Genomic DNA, 24856 nt, shown 5'->3' with positions numbered 1-24856 from the left:
AGGATACTAGGCCGATTGACTCATCCGATTAAGATGGGTGATGATCATGGCATCAGCGACAATTTGTCCTGAATAGAGGTGATCGAATGGACAGGTTGAGTGGGCTGGAAGTGTTCGTGCAAACGGCTGAGAGGGAGAGTTTTGTGGCCGCAGGCCGCGCATTAGGGATCTCGGCGTCCGCAGTAAGCAAAAGCATTTCCCGCCTTGAGGATCGTGTGGCCGTACGGCTCTTCCAGCGCAGTACGCGGTCGGTTCGCCTGACTTCGGAGGGCCAGGTCTTTCTGGAGCGGTGCCACCGCATCATGGAAGAAGTCGAGGCGGCCGAGAACGAACTGACGGCGATGAACCAGCGGCCCCGCGGGCGGCTGAAAGTTGGGCTCCCGCTCGCAGCTGGACTTCCGCTGCCCGTGATCTCCAGCTTCATGGAGCGTTATCCGGAAATCGAGCTGGACCTCGACTTCACCGACCGTGTCGCGGACGTCATCCATGAGGGTCTGGATGTTGTCATTCGGGGCGGCGAGTTGAGCGACTCACGCCTGGTGTCGAAACGGCTGGGCTCTTACCGGGTGTGCCTGGTGGCAACGCCGCGCTATCTCAGCACACGGGGAACTCCGGCCAAACCGAGCGATTTGGCGAATCACGCCTGTCTCCACTATCGGTACCCGACATCTGGCAAGCTGGAGGAGTGGCCCATGCGGCAGTCGCGCTCGGGCGCCGCCGCTGTGGCGCTACCCATGACGATGGTCGCCAGCAGCCTGATCGCATTGCTTCACCTTGTGCAGGACGGCCGCGGTATCGCTTGCGTGCCTGACTTTGCCGTCAAGGATGCCTTGGCCGAGGGACGCCTTGAATCTGTGCTGGACTCGTACATGACCCGCTCGGTTGTCTTTCACATCCTGTGGCCTAGCAGTAAGCGCATGACCCCGAAGGTGAGAGAGTTCGTGGACTTCGTTGTCGAAAGGTTCGGGATGGATCTCGTGACAAGTGCAACCGGACAGAGGCGGGACTAATCCGTGCGCGTGGCGGCAGTCCTCACCTGGTTGGCGATCTGCTGAAGATCCAACAACGGCCGATTCATGCCGGTCGGCCAGCGGCTACACTTGGCCAGTGGCCACGCTTCGCGTGTGTCTGGCGCATGCAACTATTGTTGCCAAAAACGCATCCGGTGGCAGTAGACATGCTTAGGAATACTGATCAGCAAATGCTCCGCAAGGGTCGCAAGGCCGTGCGATTCCAATGCCTGCCTCGGCGTGTCAATCCTGAAGGCGTACCAGCAACTGCGCGGCCTGCCATCGCGAGCTAGTCCCTACGAGCATGCGGCGCTAATTCCCGGCCATAAGGGTGGCTCGCTGCACAGCTCGGGCCTGTATGCCGAAGTGAAGGCGATATTGGTTGTGCTGACCGGTTTGAAAAAACGGTCATCGGATCGATGTCAAAGCCTTGAACAAGGTCGTCGGGTATGGCTGGGGGCCAATGCCCACGCTGGCTTAAACGCAAACCGGTGATGCGCTACACGCGGTGCTGTGTGCTGCCGGCGACAACCTGCGCTCGTTGCTGTGTGCAATCGTCCGTCCGGGCCTGAGGTCCGTTTTCTTTATCCTGACGTTGGTGAATTGACGCGTCAATGTCACGCCGCATCCACTCCTCTCTCATTGCGACGACTTCTGACGGGCTTACTCGCGCTCACCGGCGGACAGCGCCATTGTCTTCGCTAGTCACGCACCTGAATTTTTTGCAGCGCCGACTTCTATTTACAACACCTCAGTCGGTAACCAGTTCGACGCAAACGACAATTTTCATCGCGGACATCGACGTAGGCGCAGGCGAAATTCGACGCTCGCGCTGCCGAAAACCCCACGCTTTTTAACAGTCTCGTCACGAGATCAGGGAAAACCCGGCAAGTTTTCTGAGTCAATATAAATTATATTTTGGCGATCGGCGTTCCGAGGCCTGCGGGCCAGACATATGCCGTATTTAAATTGTTTGCAACTTAGGAGAAAGCGTTGACACTACTTTCTAACGGACCCGCCTCGCCAGTCGCGCTTGATCCCATCGGCGTCACTGCGGCGGTCGTCGACAGAACCCGGCGCCTGGCCGCGAGCGAGCTACCTGACAATGTCCGGACGGTGGGCAGGCAATGCATGCTCGATTGGTTCGCGGTGGCACTTGCAGGATCGCATGAACCGCTGGTCCGCATGCTGATTGGGCAGGCCGAAGAAGAGGGGTGCACCCCGGTGGCTACGGTGCTGGGCAGCAGCGCCAAGTTCAGTGCGCGCCAGGCCGCATTGATCAATGGTGCCATGGGGCACGCGATGGACTACGACGACGTGAACGTGGCCGGGCACGGCCACATGACGGCGGCCGTCCTGCCGGCGGCCATCGCCATGGCCGAGGTGCACGGTAGGAGCGGCGCACAGTTGCTCAGTGCCTTCGTCGCAGGCTACGAAGCGGCCGTGATGGTGGGGCGCTTTGTGGGGCGGGAACACTACGACCACGGATTTCACGCCACTGCAACGATCGGTGTGTACGGGGCAGCGTCAGCCAGTGCCTTGTTAATGGACCTCGATTCCGAAACATGCGCGAGAGCCCTCGGTATTGCAGGGACACAGGCGGCAGGACTCAAAGCGCAATTTGGCACCATGTGCAAGCCGTTGCATGCAGGCAAAGCGAACGAGAACGGACTCTTCGGTGCGCAGTTAGCGCGCCGCGGCTTCACGGGTCGCTTGGACATCCTCGAATGCGTCCAGGGCTTTGGAGCCACGCAGAGCCCCGGGGGCGATGCTGACGCCGCGCTCGTTCCTGCGCGCGCCAGTGCGCACATCGCCGACAACCTGTTCAAGTTCAGCGCCTCATGCTACGGCACGCATGGCGCCATCATCGCGGCTCGCCAGCTTCGCCGCGAACACAAGCTTGTTGCCGAACAGATCCGGCGCATCGAGCTCCGTGTGGAGCCCAGCTCGGATTCAATGTGCAACATCGCGGCGCCGAGCACGGGACTACAGGCCAAGTTCAGCCTGCGCTTCAACGCCGCGCTGGCGCTGGCTGGTGAGGACACGGCCTTGCCGGCGACCTACACCGATGCCCTGACGCAGCGCAAGGACCTTTGCTCGCTGCGCGACCGGGTCGTCGTGCGTGTGATGCCGAGCGGTTGGCCAGTGACCCTGACTGAAGTCGACATCGAACTGACCGACGGCCGTCTGCTCAAGGCGAGTTACGACACCGGAGCGCCCGCAAACGACCTCGCCGAGCAAGGTGACCGGTTGAATCAGAAGTTTGTTGCGCTGGCGGAGCCAGTGCTCGGCCGCTCGCGGGCTACCCAACTCGCTACCGCGATCGCGGAGGTTGAGCGCATCCCAGACATCGGCGAACTACTGGAAATCGTCCGCTAGAAGATTCACACCTTTTGGTCGCACCAGAAAATGGGTTATCCCGTAGGTGGACACCGTCCTGGCGGCATCACCGGCTCAGAGCAAGGACGTCCATGATGGAGCGCTTACCGATGGACTGCAGCGTTCGGCGGTCGCTTGGAACAGGATGTCGTAGGCGAGCCGCTTGTTCTGGAAGGCGATCGCCGCAATTTGCTCGGGCACGGTGAAGACGACTGAAAGTACGGTGCCGGGAGCCGGTCGAGTATTATCGAGTGGTGCACGCTACCATTCGTCCCCTTAGTTTCGGTGTTATTTGCGACGGTAGGGTGGTTCAGGCCTCACGAGGGCTTGCGAAATGTCCCCATTGAAAGCCCAAACGTAATCAATCGCTTGCTGTGGGTGCCCGCTTCCGTCGCCGTGGACTAAACTGGGCATGCTTGCCGAGGCGAAACGCCGGCAACAGTCGGTTACTCCGCTAATTTGTCATCGCTCGCCTTGTCGGTCTATCTTCCGCTTTGAGGTTAGCGCGATGGAACACTGGCAAGTCACCTATCTTGGCATGCGGCAAGTCCCTCGCGAGGTCACTGAGTTCGCCCTGACAACATTCTTCACCTTTTCAGCGAAGGAGGGCGCACCGATCGAGGCACGTCGCAGTGACCTGTACCGGCACGCCCTCGCGCTACACATTGGTTTCATCCGGATGAGCGGCCGCAAGCTCGACGCTTATAACCATGTACTGGTATCACCTTGGCGCGCAATTAAGGGCCGATCCGCCCGATCTCGGCTCGTTACGCTCGCTCTATGAAACCCGGGCCCGCACGCTCATCGATCATCGGGTCCTCCATATCAGGCGCTCGGTATTCGGCCGATGGCCGAATACCGAGCCGGTACGTAGTGCGATGGTTCAAGGAACGCTTGGCAGGCCGGCCTGAGCGCGGAAAATTACTGTACGAGTTGAAACGCTGGCTCTACGAGCATCTCCATCTGATCGCCCACGATCGGTTGCTCAAACGGCTGATCGTGCAGGCTGGGCGGGATGTGGAGGGGTCTCTGACTGACCGGCTTGGAAGTGCATTTGGCGACGCGATGCTGTCCGAACGGCTTGGCTTCGCCGAGTGTGCAGTCACACGCGAGGCACTTGAAGTCCATTTCTGGCTGATCCCCCAAATAGCGCTGGAATTTTCCCGCCATTTATCGCTGAGGATCACGGACAAAGCATTTGAGTATGCCGCGGCCGCTAAGGGCCGCGTTGAGTCAACGAGGTGCAATCCCTCGTTGTTCAACAAACCATCGCTGGCCGGCCGGACAGAGGCCGGCCGTTCCTTCCACGCTATGCGCCCCGAATGCGGCAGGAGCGTCTTTTAGCCCGCTACGCCCTCAATGATGAACACGCGATACTCGGCTCCCTTTAGCCGGTGCTTGAGGGCTTCCTGATACAGAGGACTGTTATACGATGCTTTGGCATCTGCGACCGTCGGGAACTCAAGGATGACCGCGCCGTCCACCGGGTCTCCTTCTAGGGTTTCGACCGCACCATAGAACGCAAGCGGGGTAATGGGATGCCCGACTGCTGCTGCGGGGGTACTTTCCTCGTATTTTTTAAACTCCGCGGGATCAGTGATCCGATCCCGGACGTACACAACATAAGCGCTCATGGCTTTTCCTTTGCAGAGTGGCGAGCCGCAAGCAGTTTTGACTGCGGCTCGCAGTGGCGACAATCCGGCGATCAAGTCTCATTCAGGCGGACGGAAGAGCTCCGAGGCGCTCGCCCATGTTCAGCTCGAAATCGCCAACCTGTCCGAAGCCAAGGGCTGTCAGCTTTGTAAACGCTTTCTGCGCTTCGGGCCATGTGTCTACCCCATGGAGAATGTGGTTCGACAACCAGAGATCCCCTTCCGACGGAACGCCGGCACGCGCGTTGACCATTTTCTTGCCGGTCTCCAGCGCGCGCTTTTCGAAACGTCCTATGCGCTGGGCGAAGGCATCGACGAAGGCGTCGAGTTCGGCGTCGGGGATGGATCGGTTGATGAAGCCGTACCTTTCCGCAATATCCGCATCGAAATCATCGGCGCCGCAGACGATTTCGAGCGACCGCGAGCGTCCCACCAGCGCGGCGAGCCACTCAATGCTCCCGCCGCCCGGGATCGATGAGCCGCCGACCTCGATCAGCGCGAACTTTGCCCGTTCCCTGGACGCGAAACGCATATCGCACGCCAGAGCGAATTCGAAGCCCTGCGCTCTGGCACGACCCCGCACCTTCGCGATGCTGATGACGGAAGACTGTGCAAGGCGGGTCACGAACTTCGGCCAGTTACCAAAAAACGGCGCCGCACCCGGCTGATCCGGAACCGTAGTGCGGTTCTCGACATCGTGGTGGTTCATGAAGAATTCTTCGTTCCCGCTCTCGAACACGACGACCTTGAGATTTTCGGCTTTCTCAATGTCATCCATGAGGACATTCAATTCCGCGAACATCTTCGGGTCAAAGAGGTTCAACGGAGGATTGTTGATGACAATGCGCCAGTAGGCTGGCGATTGGCGGACTACGGTGAGACGGTTGTCAGTAGTCAAGGCATTACTCCAATAGGCAGACCGTTCGGGCTGGTCGCCGGTTTGGCGGACGGCGTCAGGCTCGAAAACGTCGCACTGGATAACAGGGGAATCCTACTATTGCTGGGTACAGGCGCAACCGGCAAGCAGGGGGTACGGAGGCTCGTGGTCGCTGTTCCTTCTTTCCCAATTGAGGGGCGATCGCAGCAGTGGCCCGACCCTCTCGCCGAAGTAGCGCCTGCTTGCCCGACAAATAGCGCTGGAGAAACCCGCCATTTATCACCGAAGATCACACCGCAAACAGCGAAAAGCGGTCATGACGTGTCCTCTTAGGGCTAGGCATCGCAGACCGTTGCCGGATGCAGGGGAATGGCCTTCTTCCACACTCGAAGGTCCCGTCGAGCAACAATATTAGGCCGGAAACGCGACTGGATTAAGGGGGTTACTGGTCGGTTCATAAATGACTTTCTGTCAGCAAAGGCGGGCACGCCTGATGCACTGTGGGGGACACCACGATGACTGTGCGCTGAACGCAAGGGCGAACCGCCGCATCCCGAACACTTCAACGCCGCTCGAGCGTTGCTCTCACGAGAAACGGCTTACCCAGCTTGGATGTCTGCGTTCTCCACCTGAGCAATCCACAATGTCAATGCTCCGCTGGGGATGTTAACGCACCGGTGCGGGTATCGGCCGTATCATCGAGCTACCGCGCGAAGCTTGTGCCGATAGCAGACCGATGAGTATCGGGATCAAAGTGGCGCACACGATCATGGTGATGTACTTCGTGAAGCGGCGGCGCTGCCACACAGGGATCGCCTATCTGGGTACTCGGTTCGTGGTCGACGAATTGCGGAGTGGCAGACTGGAGGCGGTCCTCGTGCCCGCGGCGGTGGATGATCCGCCCATCCGGGTGCCGTGGTCAGACTCCAGCAAGCGCTTCCCAAAAGTTCGCGTTGCGTGGTGAACGAACCGGTGGAACGACATTTGCCGAGCTCCGCTCGAGCGAGTGTCGGAGGACCCTGGTTCATGCGCGATTCGATGTTTCCACTCGCGGTTACCGTAACTGACGCTAGAAGGAAGGACTACCAGTCGATGCGATGCTTTTCCGAGGAATCGAACAAACAAGCCGTGATACGCTTGAAAACGACGCCCATCAAATCTCTCTCTGAATGCAGAGCAAAAATGAAACGATGAAGACCTATAAGGTGCGCGGCTATGAAATTCCAGCGGCCAACCCACGAGTGTTCCTCCATCTTGCAGCGTTGCTGCTAGTGCCCCTCTTGTGGCTCGGCCTAGCGTGGCTCTGGTCCCCTGAGAGTCCACATCGGCACCGTTTAGTTTGGTCGGCGCTTTGTTGGGCCTTCGTTTGGATGATTTTCTTTCATGTACGCAACATCGCTGTGAGAAAAGAGGTCGAGCAGGGGCTACACGATCCTCTCTACAGGCCGCATATTATGCGCATGCGCCAGAGAGAGTTCGATCGGAGCAAGGCGAGGAAGCAACTTCTTGTGTTGTATGTCGTAGCTTTCGTCGGCGTTGTGGCGATCGTTGGACTTCAGGCGATTGGGATTGACCTTCTGCCAGATTTTTCGAAGCGGCCGGTTATGCAAATGTCGCTCGAACACTCCGGCCACTAGGCCGATGCATGGAAAAGGATCAGAAATGAGTATCGGCACAAAACCGGCGTTGTTGACCGTCACGTTCGTATGCGCGGCGGGCACCGGTCGCAACCGCTGACAAGTAGCACGGAAGATCACAGGAACCGACTATGACAGTGTTGGATGATGCGCGTCGCTATCGCGAGCAGGAAACGCTTGTTGGTAAGGGCGGCGTCGTGGTGTTTTTCCAAGGCAAGGTTCAAGGCTGGGTGAACCAACTGCGCAACCCCGAACATTGGCAACCGGGCTGCATAGCGGTCGATGAGCAAGGTCGCATGTGGACGACTATCGCGGGTAGCGAGCGCGACGGCGCGCTGATGTGGCTCGCGAATCACGAACTGTAGGAAAACGATGCAAAAACTTGAACTCTTGGATTGGCCGCAGAAGGCCCTTGGATTCTACGTGGCCGTGGACGACACACCGCTCTTTATGGTCGGCGACGTCGCGGTATACGAGCTTGCATTCGAAGAGCAGGCGATAAACATTGAACGCCGCGGCGTCCACCTAGGACGATTCCGACACGTCGCGACGAAGGGCGGCCGCTTGCACTTCTTGACTTTGAACGGCGCCGCCTTAGGGTGTCACCCGGACGCTTCACGGCGCACCGGGAAAACAAGGACTGACAAGTGAACGAAATATTCCAAAGCCTCAAAGCACTCGCCAAGCGCTCGATTCTCCCCGGCGCGATCATGGCTGGTAGTGGTTTCATCATTGGATCGGGGATGTTTCCAGAGACCCCATCGTGGGCGATCACGTTATCGAATGTGGCACTGGCAGCAGGCGTGGTAGTGTGCGTCGCTTCCGTAGGTTTTATTGTCGCCGCGAAGGCGCGACAACGCCGCGAGGCCACTCGATAGGCTTCGGAAAATCCCCCGACCCAGGGCGGGCACTTGAAAAGAAAGGCCGAGGGCGATATGCGGTGGATAAATAGCCCCGTTTGGCGACGACGGGGCATTGGTCGAGGCTGGGAAGATAGCGCGCCCGACGCATTGGTTTGGGTTTCTGTTGCGGCACTCGATGTGGCATGGTGCGTTAGCGACGACTATGTGGGTGTTGCTGGCCACGGCTCGTTGCACGGTGACCGGTACGCGAAATTTGGGCGTTGGTTAGAGGCTGCCGTTTTCGTGGACGTGCCGGTCGTATGTTTGGAGGAGGATGGAGTACCAAGCTTTGCAGACGGGCGCCATCGGTTCGCTTGGTTGCGCGACCACGGATTGCGCTCGCTGCCGGTCGAAGTGCCGCCAGATCAGGCGGAAGTTTTTGGAACTCGGTTTGGTGCTGTCGAGCAGATCGGCACCGTCCTGTGACAGACAACGGTAAACGGCGGATAACCACATGAATGCGACGCACCTGTCGTCTCAAACGGAAGCACAGCTCGACGCATGGGCAAAGCGGCTGGCCGACTGCCTCTGGTTAGGGCATGGCGCCGTGCGGGCCACCTCGTCGACGACCGCGCCGGCGTAGATTTATTCGCCTGCAGAGGTGGCGGCCTTTGTCAGCAGCCCTTCGGCGGTCATCCAGCGGCCGGTATTCCACAGCCGCCCGTTCGGAGGGGGAGCGCGTCGAATAACTCGGAAAATCGGAAAACGGCATGCCAAAAGTCAGAACACGAGCGAAGCAGGCATCACTGAGACGTGTGAGTGCGAGCACGGGACGACAGACGTTTGACGAGCTACGTGCCGCCATCGAACGGCTCGAAGCAACTCATGCCGATCGGGCGATCGTACTGGTCGAAATGCCGCCAAACGTCGGAGCCTCGAGCGCGGGCGTACAGCGGCAGGTGCGCAAGTCTTTGCTCCAAAGCTTAAGCCTTCATACTGACGGCACGATTTGGTTCAACGTCGTGCCCGGCGCACGGAGCGGTAGCGCAGGGTTGTGGAGCGCGGTAACGATGCGGGTCGATGTAAGCGAGCTGCCTCGCGCAGAGCTGCCCGGCTTCGTACCTGAACGCGTCCGGATCACCGAACTCTAGCAAAATCATGGCACGACTCTATGCAGATGGCGGGGCGAAGAAGCGGACAGCCGTGGGCGCTGAATCGCTGGCAGCGCCCGTAGGGGTTACCTCGGGCCTGACCGTCGATTGGCTCGTCAACGAGCGCTGCGACACGCTGGTTATCGAAGGGCATGTTGACCTCGCAGCGGCGACCGACGCAATGCAGCGTGAGAGCAAAGGCTTTCCCGCGCCCCGTCACGCTTGGATGCGTTACATGAACGCGCCTGAAGATGAGCCCGTCGAAGCCGGGTACGGTTGGCGCGGGGAATGCCAGCGCGGCGACAGAGGCGCGGAACCGGTCACGATCTCCGTTCGGCCAACGTGACAGACCAACGAAAATCAGGAAAACATCGTGATCGAAATGACCATTCGTCCTCGCAAATGCCGATACGTTGTCAGGGATGCGGCCGGCAGGGTCTTAAGTGAGACAGATAATCGGTTCGTTGCATGCTGGGCGTGGCTTCGCAACCGACGCAACGGTGCGCAGGCGCACGACCGCTTGATGTGGATCGAGGACGAGCGAAGCTGGTTGCGTGCCGGGGATATGCAAGCGGCCGTGCGAATCGAAAAATTGTCCGCAACGCAGCTTGCCCGGAAGTACAACGTATCGACGGCCTCGGTCCAGAAAAAGCTCGTTGAACTCGGGTACATCGAAGTGCGAAGCGGGCTGCACTTTTTCACAGAAGTGGGCCGAAACGTTGGCGGCGAATACCGAAAGAATCATGCTGATGCTAGCGATGCCGACGGGCACATGGTGTGGCCTTTCGATGGGCCGCTTGTGGCCGCCATCCAGTCGATCAACAAGTAACTCGGAAAATACCCCGGCGCTTGCGCCCCAATTCGGCCGGTTGCCGAGAACATGTAGACCCAAAACAGCATGACGATCGAAATCCCTATCAAGCAAGTCACCACGAAGACCGTTGGCGGCCTCGACGCCACCATCGATGCACTGTCCCCTACGTCGACGGACTGCATCGTTGGCACGCTAAAGACAGCGAACGGCGTCAAGGAGGTCGCGTGGGACAAATACGGGCGTTGCCGCGACAACCATACGGACTGCAATCTAGACATGGAAGCTAACGAGCACTCCGACGTAGCGTCTGTCGCGAGTGCGCTCAATGAACAGGTCGTGGCGGAAATAAAGAAACGGAGCTAGAGGTAGGCTTGTTCGCACGCAAAACACTCGCCTGATCCTTGCCGCTTGGACAGGCTGCAACAGTCAGGCACACGAATCGAAAACAGCCGGCGCGCGAGCGCCCCGCAGCGGCCGGAAGCCGTTTTGAGTTTGGAGCTAGCAATGTCGAGTGTCGTAGCCGAAGCAGTTAAGACCCTGAGCACCAGTGTGAACGTCAGCACGGGGCTCGCACACCCTAACGATATGAACAAGGCGAAAGAACTCTTCAAGATCCTCCATGAGAAGGGCGAGATACTTCTCAAGAGCGACGTTGAATCTGGGGCCTTGTCGCACGGATGGAGCGCCTCGTCGGCTGACGAACTGGGAAGCTTGGCGCAACAGATCGGTGAGGGTAAAAGTCCGCGCATCACCGTAGACCAAAATAAACTTGTCACCGTTCGCGAAGTAAAGATGTCACTTCGCCCGTCTCAGTCGACCAAGAGATGCTAAACCATTTTGAATCAAGGGGCTACTGCCACGAATTGAAGTTGTCACCGAGCCCAGCATCGAAAAGACCTGTTAATTCCCCCGGCGCGCTGACAGTCGCCACCACGCGTTGTGCGGAAGGGTTCTGATCGGGGTGCGGTTCTACGATTGAACGAATCGAGTACCGAGAATCGCATATAAATCATGGCCCTGCGATCGCGTCTGGGAGGCTACGATGCGAATTGACGACTTTCCTTCGAACATAGGCGAAGTGACGACATTATTTTGGAGAGATTGTCGATAAGGTCGTCAACTCGGGCGCCAAGAGCCATGTGCGACGGACACCTCGAATTGACATCTATGCTTTGCTCTACGGCGACCGAGAGAGCGAGAAAACGGGCAGCGCAAGTGTCGCTCGGAAACACGACAAATCGAACAACTCGCGCAGGTGGAAGTAACAAGCCAAATTCGGCAAGGATGCCCTCAAGATTCTTGCTTCATGAAAGGAGTTTCGCATGCCGATTCTTTCGCAACTCCATCGCGCGTTTGCGTGGGGAGTGAAGCAATCAGTGCGCAAACGTTTTCGTGAGCGAGATTAGATTTCGGGAAATTACAGCCAAAACAGAGACTGCATTTCCCGTTCGAAAATTTGAATGCTAGCACTTAATAAATCTGAGAATATGGTCGTTATCTCCGTATAAGCGTTGCGCGCGCAAGCGCTCGAACGGCATAACAAGACTCTTCGATGATAACAATGACCAGCCTGTATTCAGGGGTACCTTCGTCCAAGCCTGCGCGGCGGTTGAGCGTTCGCTTGCGACTGCAACTTCTTTTCACTGCGTTTTTCCTTGCATTTCAAGGAGTGCTGGGCAGTACGGCAGCGTTCGCGCTCTCGACGGGCTGTACGGCTGTCAACGCCTTGAGCACGACATCGACGTACTCGACGTTTCCAGCGTCGGACTTTGACGCTGGGGATACGCTCACGGTAAGTTTCTACAACGACGGTCTGGATACGAGCGGGTTCGAGCCGGCTTCGGATCACGTGCTTGTTGAATCGGCAGCCTATTCGGCGTATCTGGTGTTCTACGCGTCGGACCATACGACAGCTAGCAGCCAGTCGGTCACCGTTCCAGCGGGTGACCTCGCGTCCAGCGGCTTGAACCTTTTCGTTTCGACGACAAACGGCAACATCAGCAACGTCACTTATTCGTGTACGAATACGTCGGCCGCTGCGCCGGTTGCGAACAGTGTCAGCGCCACTGTGGCAGCTAATAGCACCTCCAACGCAATCACCCTGAACCTCACCGGCGGCACGGCGACTTCGGTGGCTGTTGTGTCGGCAGCCGCGCACGGTACAGCAACCGCAAGTGGGACGGCCATTACCTACACGCCGACGTCGGGCTATTCGGGCACCGACAGCTTCACGTACACCGCTACGAATTCCACCGGGACTTCATCGGCGGCGACGGTAACCGTGACAGTAACGGCGCCTACACTGGCGTTCTCGCCTGCAGCAGGCGCGCTGCCCTCAGGCACGGTTGGCACCGCCTACAGTCGGACCATCACGGTGTCGAACGGCCTGGCTCCTTACACCATGACGCTCACGACGACCGGCAGTGTGAGCGGGAGTGTCACGACGAGTTCGGCTACAGTCGCGTGGACGCCGACGGCCGCAGGCACTTACAACGTCACGGTCAATGCCACAGACGCCGATGGTGTCACGGGCTCCGCGGCGTACACGATCACCGTAACCGAGGCCGCTCCAGTGGCCGGCGCGGTGTCGGCGACGGTCGCCGCGAACAGTAGCGCGAATGCGATCGCGCTCAATCTGTCGGGCGGCGCGGCCACGTCGGTCGCGGTGGCTTCTGCGGCTTCGCACGGGACAGCTACGGCGTCCGGCACATCGATCACCTATACGCCGACTGCCGGCTACTCCGGCACCGACTCCTTCACCTATACGGCAACGAACAGCACGGGCACCTCGTCCGCAGCGACCGTCACGATCACGGTCAGTTCGCCCACGCTGGTGTTCACGCCGTCGGCGGGTGCGCTGGCGAGTGGGACGGTCAACGCCGCATACAGTCAGTCCGTATCGGTGACGGGTGGTACTTCGCCATACACGTATGCTGCAACGGGGCTGCCGGCCGGTTTGTCAATTTCGTCGTCAAGTGGAACGATTTCAGGCACGCCAACGGCCTCGGGGACTTTCACGGTGGCCGTCATCGCGACGGATGCGAACCACGTCACTGGTGCCGTCAGCTACACGCTCTATGTTGCGCCGCTGACGCCGGTTGCGGCGAACGTCAGCGCGACCGTAGCCGAAAACAGTTCGAATAACGCGATCACGCTCAACGTGGCAGGCGGCGCAGCCACGTCGGTGGCGATTGTGTCGGCCGCGCGCCATGGCGTGGCGGCCGTCTCGGGCACGTCGATTACCTATACGCCGGCGTCAGGCTATACCGGCACTGACAGCTTCACGTACAGCGCGACGAACGCGTCGGGCAGCTCGAGCGCCACGGTCAACATCACGGTTTCCGGTAGCGCGCCAGTGGCCGAGGATCATACCGCTGCGCTCTACGCGGGGCAGACGGTCTCGGTGAATCTGGGCGAGGGCGCCACGGGAGGTCCGTTCTCGGGTGCGTCGATCGTGAGCGAGCCAGCAGCGTCGCAGGGCACCGCGAAGATCAGCTCAACGAGCAGCGGTTACACGCTCACTTTCACCGCCGCATCGCAGGCTAGTGGAGCAGTGCTGATCCGCTATACGCTGACCAACAGCTGGGGTACGTCCACACCGGCGACCGTGACGCTGCAGGTCACGACGCGTCCGGATCCCAGCAAGGATGCCGAGGTAATCGGCCTGCTCAATGCCCAGGCGCAGACCGCGGAGCAATTCGCCAATGCGCAGATCGGCAACTTCAACGACCGCCTTGAGCAGTTGCACACCGAGCGCAGCCGTCACGACGGCCTCTTCAACGTCCATGTGGGACTGCCGCAGACGCGCGCGGCTCAGGCAGGCGCGCAAGAGGCCAAGACGCCGTCGGGTATTTCGACGGGTGATGCAGCCGGAAAGACTGACAGCGGAAAGCCAGCTCTGCCGCAGTGGATGGCCAGCGGTGACCTCGCGGTATGGACGGGCGGCTTCGTGAATTTCGGCACTTCCGACCAGGACTCCATCCACCTTAGCCACACGCTCGTGGGGTTGAGCGCGGGCGCTGACTACCGTTTCCTGCCGTCACTGGTAGCTGGCGTGGGCTTCGGGTACGGGCGCGATGTTAGCGATGTAGGCAGCTCCGGAACGCAGAGCAAGGGCGAGGCTTTCAGCGCGGCGTTCTACGGTAGCTTCCATCCGGGCTCAGTCTATGTGGATGGTCTGCTGGGCTACAGTCACCTGAACTTCGACAGCCACCGCTTCGTCACCGAGAGCGGAGCGTTTGCTGACGGCAGCCGTGGTGGCGATCAGATCTTTGGTGCGTTGACGTCAGGCTATGAGTTTCGTAGGGGGCTCGCGATGCTCGCGCCCTACGCGCGCGTGCAGTTCTCGTCGACACTGCTCCAGCATTACGCGGAATCCGGCGCCGGTGCCTTCAACCTCGCGTACGCGGATCAGCGCCTGAACAACGTATCGGGTGTGGCGGGCCTGCGCGGTGATTACGGGATTCCCGCGTCGTGGGCGGCGATCAAGCTACGCGGTCGGATCGAATACAGCCACGCACTGACGGGCACGAGCACCGCGCGCCTGGGCTACGCGGACACTGATGACAACTCGTACGCCGTCACTGTTCTTGGCTTGAGCGAGAACCAGCTCACGACAGCCGTGGGGATTGATTTCCTGCTGCCCTATGGCGTCACGACCGGCCTTACCTACCAAGGCACCTTTGGCATGAGCGATCGCACAAGCAATCACGAGTTTCTGGTTCGGGTCTCGATGCGATTTTGACCGCTAACCTACCGCGCACCCACTGTGTCAGGAGCGATCGTGGCGGAGTGGGCGCAGCACCTAGTCGGTGAATAGCCAAAGGACTTGTGCCGCAATGTGGTCGAGCCGAAAATCAAAGAGTACTCAAAATGAATATTGAAGCCAGATACACAGATGTCAACCATGATCATTTGCCGACGGCAATCGGTACACTTGACTTTTCAGATGATCGCTCTCCGATCTCATTCAAACGTATAATCGGACATTCCTTAATGATGTCGAGTAACTGCTCGGTTGCTCGGATTATCCGGAAGCGCTTTGAAGGTAGGGATTTTCGCGATTTAGTCACACAGGACGACGTTTTCGAGCTTCAACTCATAAAGGCTGCGACAACTGATTCCGCCTCGAAAATATATCCGAACGACAAATTCCTTAACTCGCTCGATTCAATGGTAGTGGGCAACCCGGTCACTCACTACTATCTGGGTATATTTGAATCGTTTTTCAAATGTGAGAAAGGTGACTTTTTTACGCGGATATACGCAAAGGACCACGAAAAAAAATTCACGAACCTTAACGCGTTGCTGGAGCAGACTATGAAGCAGGTTCCGCGGTCATTTCAGCGTAGTCTGAGTCGATACACTTTTTGGCTTAACGGTGCGTTGACCGACGAAACTGGCGCCCCTTTAGAAATAGAGGTGCAGCCGTTTTTCCCCCTGCAAGGTCATATCACTGACTGGCCAAATGATCGTGGGATTAGGGTCGGAAGCGGGCAAACAGCGTTCGGCACATTCTATCGAACTATATTCGGTCGGAATATTGACGCGATCCGTCTGGCGGACGGGAGCGCCTGTCTACCAGAAAGCTTGTTACATATCACGACCAGTCCCGAACGCCAAAACGACAACATTGGCATAGAAGGCTACGTTCATCACGAAACACGGCTGTTTTTTGCCGAAATCGGCGAGTCGGCTCGCTGGATAGATGGTCTTCGACGTGGACATGCCCTGGATCCCAGGTCCTCTCATATCGATGAGATTCTATTGACGGGCGAATACGAGGCAAAAAATCGGGGCTCGAAGACCTCCTATGGTGCTGAGGCGCGGGCCGATAATGTAAATGTCGATGACTATCAATGGGCGGGTCCGATATGGTTTGGCCTTATTTGCGGCCTGCGTATAAGTAATCATTTTGGAAATCGCGTAAAATACCGTATTGAAGAAATCCTCCAAGGAGATAGTGCTGTTGCCGAGGAAACGATTTCTGAATCACCGAACGGTTACGTGATCATGCCCTCGCCTGATATAGCGTTTGCGCCCGCTCTAAATTACTATAAAAAGCTTGGCGCATGGGATTCTAAAAGCCCCGTTCGCGTCTCTCGAAATATTATGACGCCCCGGAAAGTCAAGGACGAATTCAATAACTGGTGCAAACCGTTTTCATTTCCGAGTGCAAGGAAAAAGAACAAGGGCGGAGTTCAAAGGCTTACTAGCCATTCACCGTCGTGGGACGAACCGGTGCGAAGGCCTATTGGAGTACGCGGGTCGCAGCAGGCCGCCATGAACCCACTGGCCGTCGCGGGGCAGCAAGTCGGTGTTCTGACATCGCAGACCTACAACGCCACCAACATGACAAGGTCCGCGGTTGCGGACAACAAGTTTTATGAAACGTTCTATCGTGGATGGCGGCAGGATAACAAAGGGGTGGCGTGGAAGCTCGACTATCTACCGAAGCAAGAGTGGTGCCACCTGGTCGGTCACGGCGACGGCGGATCCGAAACTGAAGGGAATCTTGTATCAGGTAGCCACTATGCGAACACGTTGCAGTTGGCTATTGAAATGGCGATACGCACCTTTCCCGAGTTACATCGTAATCTCCATCTGTTTATCACGACATACCTTATTCCGTCTTCATATAAATACCTGGAAAACTCTGTCGCCATTCAACGGGTAGTTGATTTAAGTCTTTGCTCAAACGATCTAGCCGAAGCGCGGATTGATATTGTGAAAGATTGGCTTGGCCCGCTTGATAATTCGAAGTCAACCCAGATTGACGTTTACTATCAGGGATTTTTAAGTCTTATTCAAACGAGAGATTCAGTGCCCAATGACTCTACCTTCAGTAATGTTTTTGAGGCAGTAGTTGGTGACTTTGATGTGTTCGGAATTCAAGGTGGGTGCCTTAAACGACTGTGCGAAGAATTTGATAAATACGTTTTCAACAGCGAGGTCGAAAAAGCCAACGGTTGGGCGGCGATTAGACGCGTGGCGATGAACTGTTTTCATCGTTTTATAGAGGCAATTTGTTTTCAACACCCCGCGGCGGCGTTCATTAGATACGCTGTTCGAATAAAGAGGGGTGTCGGTGCTGGCGGAGATTGTGGCGGAAAGGTGTTTGATTTTATATATGATGGACAGATTGAGACGTTTGATAAAAATGAATTTCGAATTCTAAAGGAGCGAATTGTTCTGGCCGTAATTCATGCTTTTCATTTGGCGCGTCCAACTGAAGGTGTCGACAAAAAATACATCGAGTATTTGGAAGGAAAAATTTTACGGGTTGTGCAGGGTTTTCAGAACGCCTATTCGTTAGATGAATGTGATATGTTTTTTGAATTTCTCGATATAGCAGAGGAATTGATGGATGTTGGGTTTGCTACCGACTTCCTGATCTCGAAGAGTTTAACTGAAAAAGGGAATGGCCTGGTCGTTGGGGATGTATCGCTAAGGCCACTGGCTGCTTTTAATGTTGACGACAGCAAGCTGTTTCGATCTTTGAGCAGTTTTAGGCGGGAACCGACGCCGAGCGATAGTTACCCGTCCCTTCTTTACGCCGCCAAGCGCGAGGCGACTACAGCATGGCCCGAAGCGGGTACGCCAGACGATTTCAATTGAAGGGATGGATTATGGGCAAGCTTCGCCAGTATCGAAACCTTTGGCATGGTTCCGAGGAGGGTCTTTCTGACAGCGCAGTTGATGTCGACTTCGCTAGGTGCACGTTGACTGATTCAGTAGCCCATGAGCACAGGCATGCGCCTGGGACACGCAGGTTGCATCTTGCTGCAGGGGATTCTGCTGGCGAGGCCCCTTGTAATGCAAACGTTGTGCGTCTGATTGGTTTCACGCCTCTTCCCGGTCGCGGCGAAGTTGTGGTGAACGGCGCCATATTCTCGCTCCGCGGCGATGAACACGCGCCCTTGCAGTCGCTTGTGTGGTTTGAGCAATTCAGCGGTGAGCTGAGCCTGTGCGATCTATACCCTGAGGCGATCTTTGGGTGGTGGCCGGACCTTATCAAATTGCGCGACGCGCGGTGCTGGGTCTCTTCGCACGACTTCGTTCTTGAGGAGCAACTTCGGCGGCGACCAGGGCGCCGCTTAGGGTCCACGTCCGCCGTTTCCTTTCAGGAGGTAGTCGGAGGGAGTTCGGTAGCGCGCGGCGATAGCCCAGTCCGGATCAGGAGGGGCGTGAACTTTAAGGGGGCAGCGATTCTAAGCGCAAAGCCGCTGGCGTACATAACGGCTATGTTGTCTGCGATTTCCGCGAAGGACGGTGCTCCGTCGTTTCTTCGTGACTTCAGCAAATTGTCTGAGTCGCTATCGTCGGGTGGGGTGCCGATCGAAGGTGTTGTGGGTTACAGCGGTTCGCGGCTTGACCTGGTCGTCGATATTCCTGTTCGATTGGAATGGACGCCATTTGAGGAGCAGGGTGGGAATCTCGCGCTGAGCATTACTTCGGTGAGTGTTGGATTTACGGGAATCGGCTCGCCAGGAGCACGGCCGCGCATCACCATTGGCCTTGTCGGCAATGTCAAGTTTTCAGGCGTCGAATTCCCTTTCGGCGTTGAGTTTTCCGAAGGTGCCGCAAGGTGCCGTATTAGTGCTGAGGTGGGCACGGCCCCGGTCGGTGGTTGGATGGCGGCGCTTGGCATTGATCTAAAGTCGACCTTTCTCAGTGACGCTGGCACTCCCGAACTTCTCCGGTTCGAACTGGTGTTGCCCCTGTCGGCGTCGGGCGGCCGCCCCAACGTTGAGGTCAGCCTAGGGTGGAGCGAGTACCATTTCACCGGTGGACAGCAATACCCTTCGGTGTGCTTGCTTCGCCCGCGCGTTGACTTCTCAAGTGACTTCTCGGCCGCTGGTTCCAAAGTTGGTGGGTCCGGTCGGATCCGGATCAAAGACCATGGTGAATTCGACGTCGCCGTGCGGCTGCCGTCTGGCTCTTTCGTCGCAGAAATGGCAGCGGGTTCCGCAATTGACTTGAAAGTGGCATTTGGCGGAGTGCTTGGACGCCTCATGGGAACAGACTCGACTCTTGAATTGGTCGTACTGGATCTCGAAGGTGACCTGTCAAACATGAGTTTTTCGTTCTCAGCGGCCACCGCTGGGGAGTTGGTGTTTAAACTCGCCGAAAAGTACGTTGCTATTTCGGATATCGATTTTTCCGTCGGTAACTCGAGCGGAAGTTGGTTAGGAAGTCTTTCCGCAGCAGTCTCGATTGGCCCAATTCGTGTCGAGGCGGCCGTTGTCTTGCAGCGGGGCACGTGCGACTTCACTTGCTTTGTTCCGTACGCACCGGTGAAGGATATTTCAGAAAGTCTACTCGGCATGAAGGTGCCAGACTCTCTTTTGAATGTCTGCCTGACAAACTCTTCCGTGGCTTTCTCCATTGGCGACGCCAATAGACTGGAAATCAAAGCGGCTGCGACGGGGGATATGGACCTAGGGAGCTTGCGTGTAGGCTTTGAACATTTTTCGGTGAAATATGAACTATCTGCGCTATCCATGGATGGCCGCGCTACTCTTCGACTGCCCGGCAATGGCACGGCAAACGAAGGGCCAACAGTCTTACTCGGCTTTTCCTATGCTGCCGGCAAGGGAATATTGGAAGGGAGTGGCAGCAACCTTGGGTTGAGGCTCGCGGACTTGGTGGACTCGTTGACAGAGGGGCTCGGGCTCACCCAGCCGCTCCAGGGCGGACCGGCTATCGTGGACGCCATCGATGTCCAAGTCGACTTTGACGGTGAGACGCAGCGGTTGGGGCTCCACTGCAGCGTAATAGCGGACCCCAACAATAAGGACGCTTCTGAAACGAAACTGTTCTTCGTTGCCCAGCGGAAGTCGGGGGGAGCTTGGCGTTCGTACTTCACGGTCAGCTTACCCGGTCTTGATCTCGCAAATCTGCCTCTTGTGGGGAGTGTGCTGCGCGCCGCAAGGGGATCAGGTGGTACCGCAGAGGCGGACAAAGGTCCGCGGGTCGAGGGTATCGCATTTGGTTTCGCTTCGAAATCGACGGGTAAAGAACTTGAGCAGATGCTTAAGGGGCTGAATTTCGGGTCCAAGATGCCTGCCCTTGACCTAAGCCGCGGGTATGGTGCCAAGGCAGACATTGTGCTGCCTAACGGCCGCCGGTCGGTGGAGTTCCCGCGAGCAGCAGCGTCGACACAGACCCCTCACCTCCCTGCGCCCAAAGAAACCGTCAAGGAGGGGGGCGCACCGAAGTCTGCTGAATCTGCATCAGCGGCGACGCTCGAAAAAGCGCAGCCTTCGGATAGCCCGGCAGCGAGCGCCGACGATGCACCTCCAGCCGCGGCGGCGGGGACGTTCGGCTTCGTTACTATCGAGCGCGTCGATGCAAGCGCGGACGACAATGGGCTTTCCTTGAGCATCGATGCGACAGGGAAGCTCGGGCCGATCACGTTGTCGTTTATGGAGTTGACGGCCAAGGCGCCTGTGGAGTGGCCGCCGCGACCGGACTTCAGCCTGAAGGGCGTCGCCGTTACCTGCACCACCGATACGTTTTCTCTTGCCGGTGCGCTTGTTGTTTCCAAGGGCGAGTACGCGGGAAGTATTGCTGCGCGCTTCGGTAAATTCTCTCTCACGGCATACGGTAGCTATGTAGATGCGACAGCGCCGTCTATCAGCGTCTATGCGGTACTCGATGCGCCGCTGGGTGGGCCGCCTGCGTTCTTCATTAATGGTCTGGCCGGCGGCGTAGGCATCAACCGGGCATTGCCAGCAGCTACGATTGAGAGCGTAGGCACGCATGTCTTTGTTGAGGCCGCCACGGGTACCGGCGGTGCGGCAACATTGCAGAAGTTCCGTGAAGAGATCAAACCCGAGGCCGGTCAGCAGTGGGTTGCCTTTGGCGTGCGATTCAGTTCGTTCAATATGGTCGACAGCTTTGCGCTTCTCACGCTGTCCCAGGGAAGCGAGACGCGCGTCAACCTTCTGGGTCGCTCATTCCTGCAGTTTCCGCCAGCGACGAAATCGACGGCCAACGTCCCGACGCTGGTCCAGATGGAACTCGTGCTGCTGGCCGACTTCCGGCCGGACGCTGGCGAATTCAAACTGCTTGGACAACTAACCCAACGCTCGTTTCTATTTCATCGCGACGCCCGTCTCACCGGTGGCTTCGCGTTCTGCTTCTGGTTTGGGGACAACCTAAATGCAGGCGATTTTGTTCTGAGCGTTGGCGGGTATCACCCGGACTTCCGGGTGCCGTCTCATTACCCCGTCGTGCCACCCATTGGCCTGAACTGGCAGGTGACCTCGCAACTGTCGATCAAGGGATCGCAATATTTCGCGGTGACGCCGGCGTACGCCATGATGGGCGGCAGTCTTAGCATCGCGTGGCAAAGCGGCAGCATTCGGGCCTGGCTGGACTTCCAGGCGCACTTTCTTATCCGCTTTCAGCCTTTCCGTTTCGGCGCCAGCATCATGGTCAACGTTGGCGTTGAGGCGACGATCGACGCGTGGCTCACGACCATCCGTATCTCTGTGACGGTGGGCGCGCGTCTGCGCGTATGGGGGCCGCCGTTCGGAGGAGTGAGTGAGGTCACGGCCGCCGGCATTACGTTCCGCATCGAATTCGGCGAGCCAGAACAAACAGGGCCCGCGATTGTCGACTGGTCGACTGTGCGCCAAACGCTGCTGCCTGCGGCTAATGCGGACGAACGCAAGGTGCTCGCTGGCGACTCGAGCGTGGCGGCGACGTTTGGCCGAACGCCCAATGTGACGACACACACGGACAGCCTGATTGGCCTGTCGGTGGAAAGCGGGCTGATCGACACTCAGGGGGCAGAAGGCAGTAAAAAAACATGGGTTGTTTCCCCCGGCGACTTGGTCATTGGTATTTCGGCGCTCGTGCCATTTGTTTCGTCGAAGCTCGAAAATGCGGGCGGCGGCGGCGGCGCCGAACAGCGAGTTAGCCGTGTCGGCATTCGTCCAATGGGCAAAGGCAGGGATGCGTTCAAGAGCACGTTGGCGGTGTCCATCACCCATGCCAGCGGGAACCTTGATCGGTGGACCATCACTACGCGCGAGAGCCGCGTTCCGGCGGCGCTGTGGGGCGATCCTGGCGATACGACTTCCATAAATATCACCGACGTTCCCACCGGAATCGCGCTCGCGCCTGAGCGGATTACGGGCAAGAGCGTCGCGAAGCGACCGTCATGGACGCAGGGTGAGGACACGCTCATCGACGCGAACGGTTCTTTCTGGGTGAAACCTGCCAAAACTATCGTAAAGGACGTGGTTTCGGACAGTGCCATGATTGCCCGGACCGTATCTGACGCGGTCGTCGCGCAGCGCCGCCAGCGTATTCTGGACATCGTCTCCGAACTGTCGCGTGACGGCGGAGAATCACACAACATGCTCACCCGCCAGGGTAGAACGCCTGTGAAACCTGAAGTGCTTACGACCGCCAGCGGTTTGTCCGAATTTGGCGGCAATCTCGCGAACTTCCTGATTGCGGCGCCATTCATTGTCGAGCCGGATTCTCCGAGCGATGCACGCGTTCGCCCTGATGCGGGCGAAAGCCAGGGAGGTCATTGATGGCTTTCTATCAGATCACATTTGCCGACAGTGATCGACCAACCCTGACGGCTGGAAGTCATACGTTGAAGGTCGCGCAGGACGTGAGTGTCCTGCAGGACGGCCAGTGGGTCATACAGGAGAGCTTTGTACGCGAGCAAGATCTGATCGTCGAGGCTCCGCGGTACGCGATCGACCCGCAACTCGTCCATGATGTTCACCCGCCAGCCAATCAGGCCAGCGCTTGCAACACCACGCTTCCACACATCGTGCTTTCGGACAGCACGTTGCCGTGGCAGCGGCCGGTGAAGCTCGCGAGCGACGCCTCCAACACACCACGCCCGTGGCTCGCCCTGCTGTTGTTTCGCGCGGAGGAAGCGCCCAGCGTTGTGTTGAAGGAAATGAGCGGCGGCGCCGAAGGCTCCGTGCAAAGCGCCCAGGCTCCCCAAATTACGATCGATAGCGAGTTGCTCGATTCCCTGCTGCCTGATGCGGACGAACTCGACGCATTGGTGCATGTGCGGGACGTCAAGCCTACGCGCAAGGCCGATGTTGATGGCGAAGACCCTGATCGGAGATTTGCTGTTGTCGTCGGCAAGCGCATGCCAGTACAGGATGGCTTCTACGTCGCCCATCTTGTGTCGATGGAGAATCTCGGCGTCGACGCACGCTCGACAGACAGTAACTCGCCCATAGCGCTTACGTCGTTGTACCGCTGGCAATTTCAGGCACAGGCGAGTGCGTCGACGTCGTTGATCGACCGCCTGAAGGATCTTGACCCAGGGCCCCTGGCAATTCCTATCAGAGCGCCCCGAGCGGACGATTCTGACGAGGCCAAATGGGTCAAAGAGACGCTTGCTCACGGCTATTGCGCGTTGAATCACGATATGCGCGGCCCCGCAATATCCGTCTCCTGGTATCGCGGTCCGCTGCAGCCGTACACCGAGCACGCTGTCCAGGTGTCGCCGCAGGATATGGCAAGTGTCAACGCAGACAAGCTGCTGAGATATGACCCAGCGGTGGGGATGTTTGATGTGAGCCATGCGGCCGCGTGGCAACTGGGCCGCCTCTGTGCACTCGATGACCCGGACTTTTCCGCAACGCTATTCCGATGGAGAAGTGCGGCGATTCGCAAATCCGCGCGTGAGCGTACGCTAGAAACGCAAGCCCAGGACGAAGTCAGGCGAGTGACGCCAATGCGGCCGCAAGCCGCGTTCAATGATTTTGGGAAGACGTTCAAAATCGATCGCGCCGAGCTGCGCTCTGAATTGCGCATGCTGGCGGAGCGGCAGGCGTTTTCGCCTGCAAAGGGCCATCCGGGATTCGACGAACAGCGCGATGACGGGAAGACACTGAGCGAATGGCTCGTCAATCTGGCAACGCTCGCGAAGGTGCCGCTGCACTACCTCGTCCCAAACGGCAACATGCTTCCCACCGAGAGCCTTCGTTTCTTTAGCCTCGACCGGAATTGGATACGCGCGTTGCTCGCGGGTGCGTTGAGCTTGGGAGGCGAAGATGCCGCTGAAATTTCACGGGTCTATGAGCGACTGCTCGCGACGGTGCGCAGCGAGAAGACGGACCTCATTTCGGGCGAGGAGCCGGTCTCCGGATTTCTCCTGCGCTCGAGCGTTCTGAAGACGTGGGGAGGCATCGAGGTGATTGCGAAGACGGATCTGTCCGGCGTGGAAGCGGCCAACCCGTTGCGGCTCGACATCCTGAGCCCCGGGATCATGCTAGGCCTCTATCGGGGAATCATAGGCTCGCTGGAGTTTGTAGAGCCAGCCGAGTCTCTGACGTTCGCAGCACCTGCGAAAAAGCCGTTCGTCTTCAAGGATGAGGCGCGCGGCGTGATCGACATGACCGCCCTGGTCTCGTTCAGAGGCGGTAGTGCCGCCGTCGCTGAAGCGCTCGCGCAGAAGGGGCGGTCAATCCGGTTCGCGTTCAAACCTCAGGCTTAAACG

18 protein-coding genes and 1 pseudogene are annotated in these 24856 nt (G+C 58.1%); 16 read left to right on the top strand and 3 right to left on the bottom strand.

Annotated elements, in window-relative coordinates; all coding sequences use genetic code 11:
- Positions 1-86: 86 nt before the first annotated feature.
- The 3 genes and pseudogenes from PQR54_RS25025 to PQR54_RS38945 all read left to right on the top strand — a co-directional run.
- Entirely contained in the window at positions 87-1010 is a 924-nt protein-coding gene (locus tag PQR54_RS25025) for a LysR family transcriptional regulator (protein ID WP_408250369.1), read from the top strand.
- A gap of 993 nt (positions 1011-2003) precedes the next feature.
- Positions 2004-3389 (top strand): MmgE/PrpD family protein, encoded by a 1386-nt coding sequence (locus PQR54_RS25020; protein WP_408250367.1) that lies wholly within the window; start codon positions 2004-2006, stop codon positions 3387-3389.
- A 508-nt stretch (positions 3390-3897) separates the two neighbouring features.
- Positions 3898-4466, top strand: a pseudogene (locus PQR54_RS38945) (DUF4158 domain-containing protein); the annotation flags it as partial.
- Between the two features lie 263 nt (positions 4467-4729).
- On the opposite strand, the gene PQR54_RS25010 reads toward PQR54_RS38945, so the two are convergent.
- Both PQR54_RS25010 and PQR54_RS25005 read right to left on the bottom strand, forming a co-directional pair.
- The gene (locus PQR54_RS25010; protein WP_408250363.1) at positions 4730-5023 is read right to left on the bottom strand and encodes a DUF1330 domain-containing protein; all 294 of its coding nucleotides are present in this window, start codon (positions 5021-5023) and stop codon (positions 4730-4732) included.
- A gap of 82 nt (positions 5024-5105) precedes the next feature.
- Complete coding sequence (locus PQR54_RS25005) at positions 5106-5939, bottom strand: enoyl-CoA hydratase/isomerase family protein (protein WP_408250361.1); 834 nt, start codon at positions 5937-5939, stop codon at positions 5106-5108.
- Positions 5940-6654: 715 nt separating this feature from the next.
- Here PQR54_RS25005 and PQR54_RS25000 point away from each other — a divergent pair.
- Positions 6655-6882 (top strand): type 2 periplasmic-binding domain-containing protein, encoded by a 228-nt coding sequence (locus PQR54_RS25000; RefSeq protein WP_408250359.1) that lies wholly within the window; start codon positions 6655-6657, stop codon positions 6880-6882.
- A gap of 460 nt (positions 6883-7342) precedes the next feature.
- Here the strand turns inward: PQR54_RS25000 and PQR54_RS24995 are convergent, their stop codons facing one another.
- The gene (locus tag PQR54_RS24995) at positions 7343-7618 is read right to left on the bottom strand and encodes a hypothetical protein (protein WP_408250357.1); all 276 of its coding nucleotides are present in this window, start codon (positions 7616-7618) and stop codon (positions 7343-7345) included.
- Positions 7619-7686: 68 nt separating this feature from the next.
- Between PQR54_RS24995 and PQR54_RS24990 the strand changes: the two genes are divergently transcribed.
- The 12 genes from PQR54_RS24990 to PQR54_RS24935 all read left to right on the top strand — a co-directional run bounded on the left by PQR54_RS24990 (position 7687) and on the right by PQR54_RS24935 (position 24853).
- Complete coding sequence (locus PQR54_RS24990) at positions 7687-7920, top strand: hypothetical protein (RefSeq protein ID WP_408250355.1); 234 nt, start codon at positions 7687-7689, stop codon at positions 7918-7920.
- A gap of 7 nt (positions 7921-7927) precedes the next feature.
- Entirely contained in the window at positions 7928-8206 is a 279-nt protein-coding gene (locus tag PQR54_RS24985; protein ID WP_408250353.1) for a hypothetical protein, read from the top strand.
- Positions 8203-8433, top strand: coding sequence for a hypothetical protein (locus PQR54_RS24980; RefSeq protein ID WP_408250351.1), 231 nt, complete (start codon positions 8203-8205; stop codon positions 8431-8433). Before PQR54_RS24985 ends, PQR54_RS24980 begins: the two co-directional genes overlap by 4 nt.
- 57 nt (positions 8434-8490) lie before the next feature.
- Complete coding sequence (locus tag PQR54_RS38965) at positions 8491-8883, top strand: plasmid fertility inhibition factor family protein (protein ID WP_494478643.1); 393 nt, start codon at positions 8491-8493, stop codon at positions 8881-8883.
- Between the two features lie 672 nt (positions 8884-9555).
- Positions 9556-9894 carry a hypothetical protein gene (locus PQR54_RS24970; protein WP_408250347.1) on the top strand — a complete coding sequence of 113 codons (339 nt, stop codon included), beginning with the start codon at positions 9556-9558 and terminating at the stop codon, positions 9892-9894.
- Positions 9895-9921: 27 nt separating this feature from the next.
- Positions 9922-10377, top strand: a complete 456-nt coding sequence (locus tag PQR54_RS24965; protein ID WP_408250346.1) for a helix-turn-helix domain-containing protein — start codon at positions 9922-9924, stop codon at positions 10375-10377.
- Positions 10378-10446: 69 nt separating this feature from the next.
- Positions 10447-10725, top strand: a complete 279-nt coding sequence (locus PQR54_RS24960; RefSeq protein WP_408250344.1) for a hypothetical protein — start codon at positions 10447-10449, stop codon at positions 10723-10725.
- Positions 10726-10866: 141 nt separating this feature from the next.
- Complete coding sequence (locus PQR54_RS24955; RefSeq protein WP_408250342.1) at positions 10867-11193, top strand: DUF1889 family protein; 327 nt, start codon at positions 10867-10869, stop codon at positions 11191-11193.
- 895 nt (positions 11194-12088) lie between these two features.
- Positions 12089-15106, top strand: a complete 3018-nt coding sequence (locus PQR54_RS24950; protein ID WP_408250340.1) for an autotransporter outer membrane beta-barrel domain-containing protein — start codon at positions 12089-12091, stop codon at positions 15104-15106.
- Between the two features lie 128 nt (positions 15107-15234).
- On the top strand, positions 15235-17979 hold the full coding sequence (locus PQR54_RS24945; RefSeq protein ID WP_408250338.1) for a hypothetical protein: 2745 nt from the start codon (positions 15235-15237) through the stop codon (positions 17977-17979).
- A gap of 569 nt (positions 17980-18548) precedes the next feature.
- Positions 18549-22916, top strand: a complete 4368-nt coding sequence (locus PQR54_RS24940; protein WP_408250336.1) for a DUF6603 domain-containing protein — start codon at positions 18549-18551, stop codon at positions 22914-22916.
- Positions 22916-24853, top strand: a complete 1938-nt coding sequence (locus tag PQR54_RS24935; protein ID WP_408250334.1) for a hypothetical protein — start codon at positions 22916-22918, stop codon at positions 24851-24853. Before PQR54_RS24940 ends, PQR54_RS24935 begins: the two co-directional genes overlap by 1 nt.
- Positions 24854-24856 lie beyond the last annotated feature (3 nt).

The sequence above is a fragment of the Paraburkholderia phytofirmans genome, assembly GCF_046028095.1.
GTDB lineage: Bacteria > Pseudomonadota > Gammaproteobacteria > Burkholderiales > Burkholderiaceae > Paraburkholderia > Paraburkholderia phytofirmans_A.
This window is presented reverse-complemented; position numbering and strand designations above follow the sequence as displayed.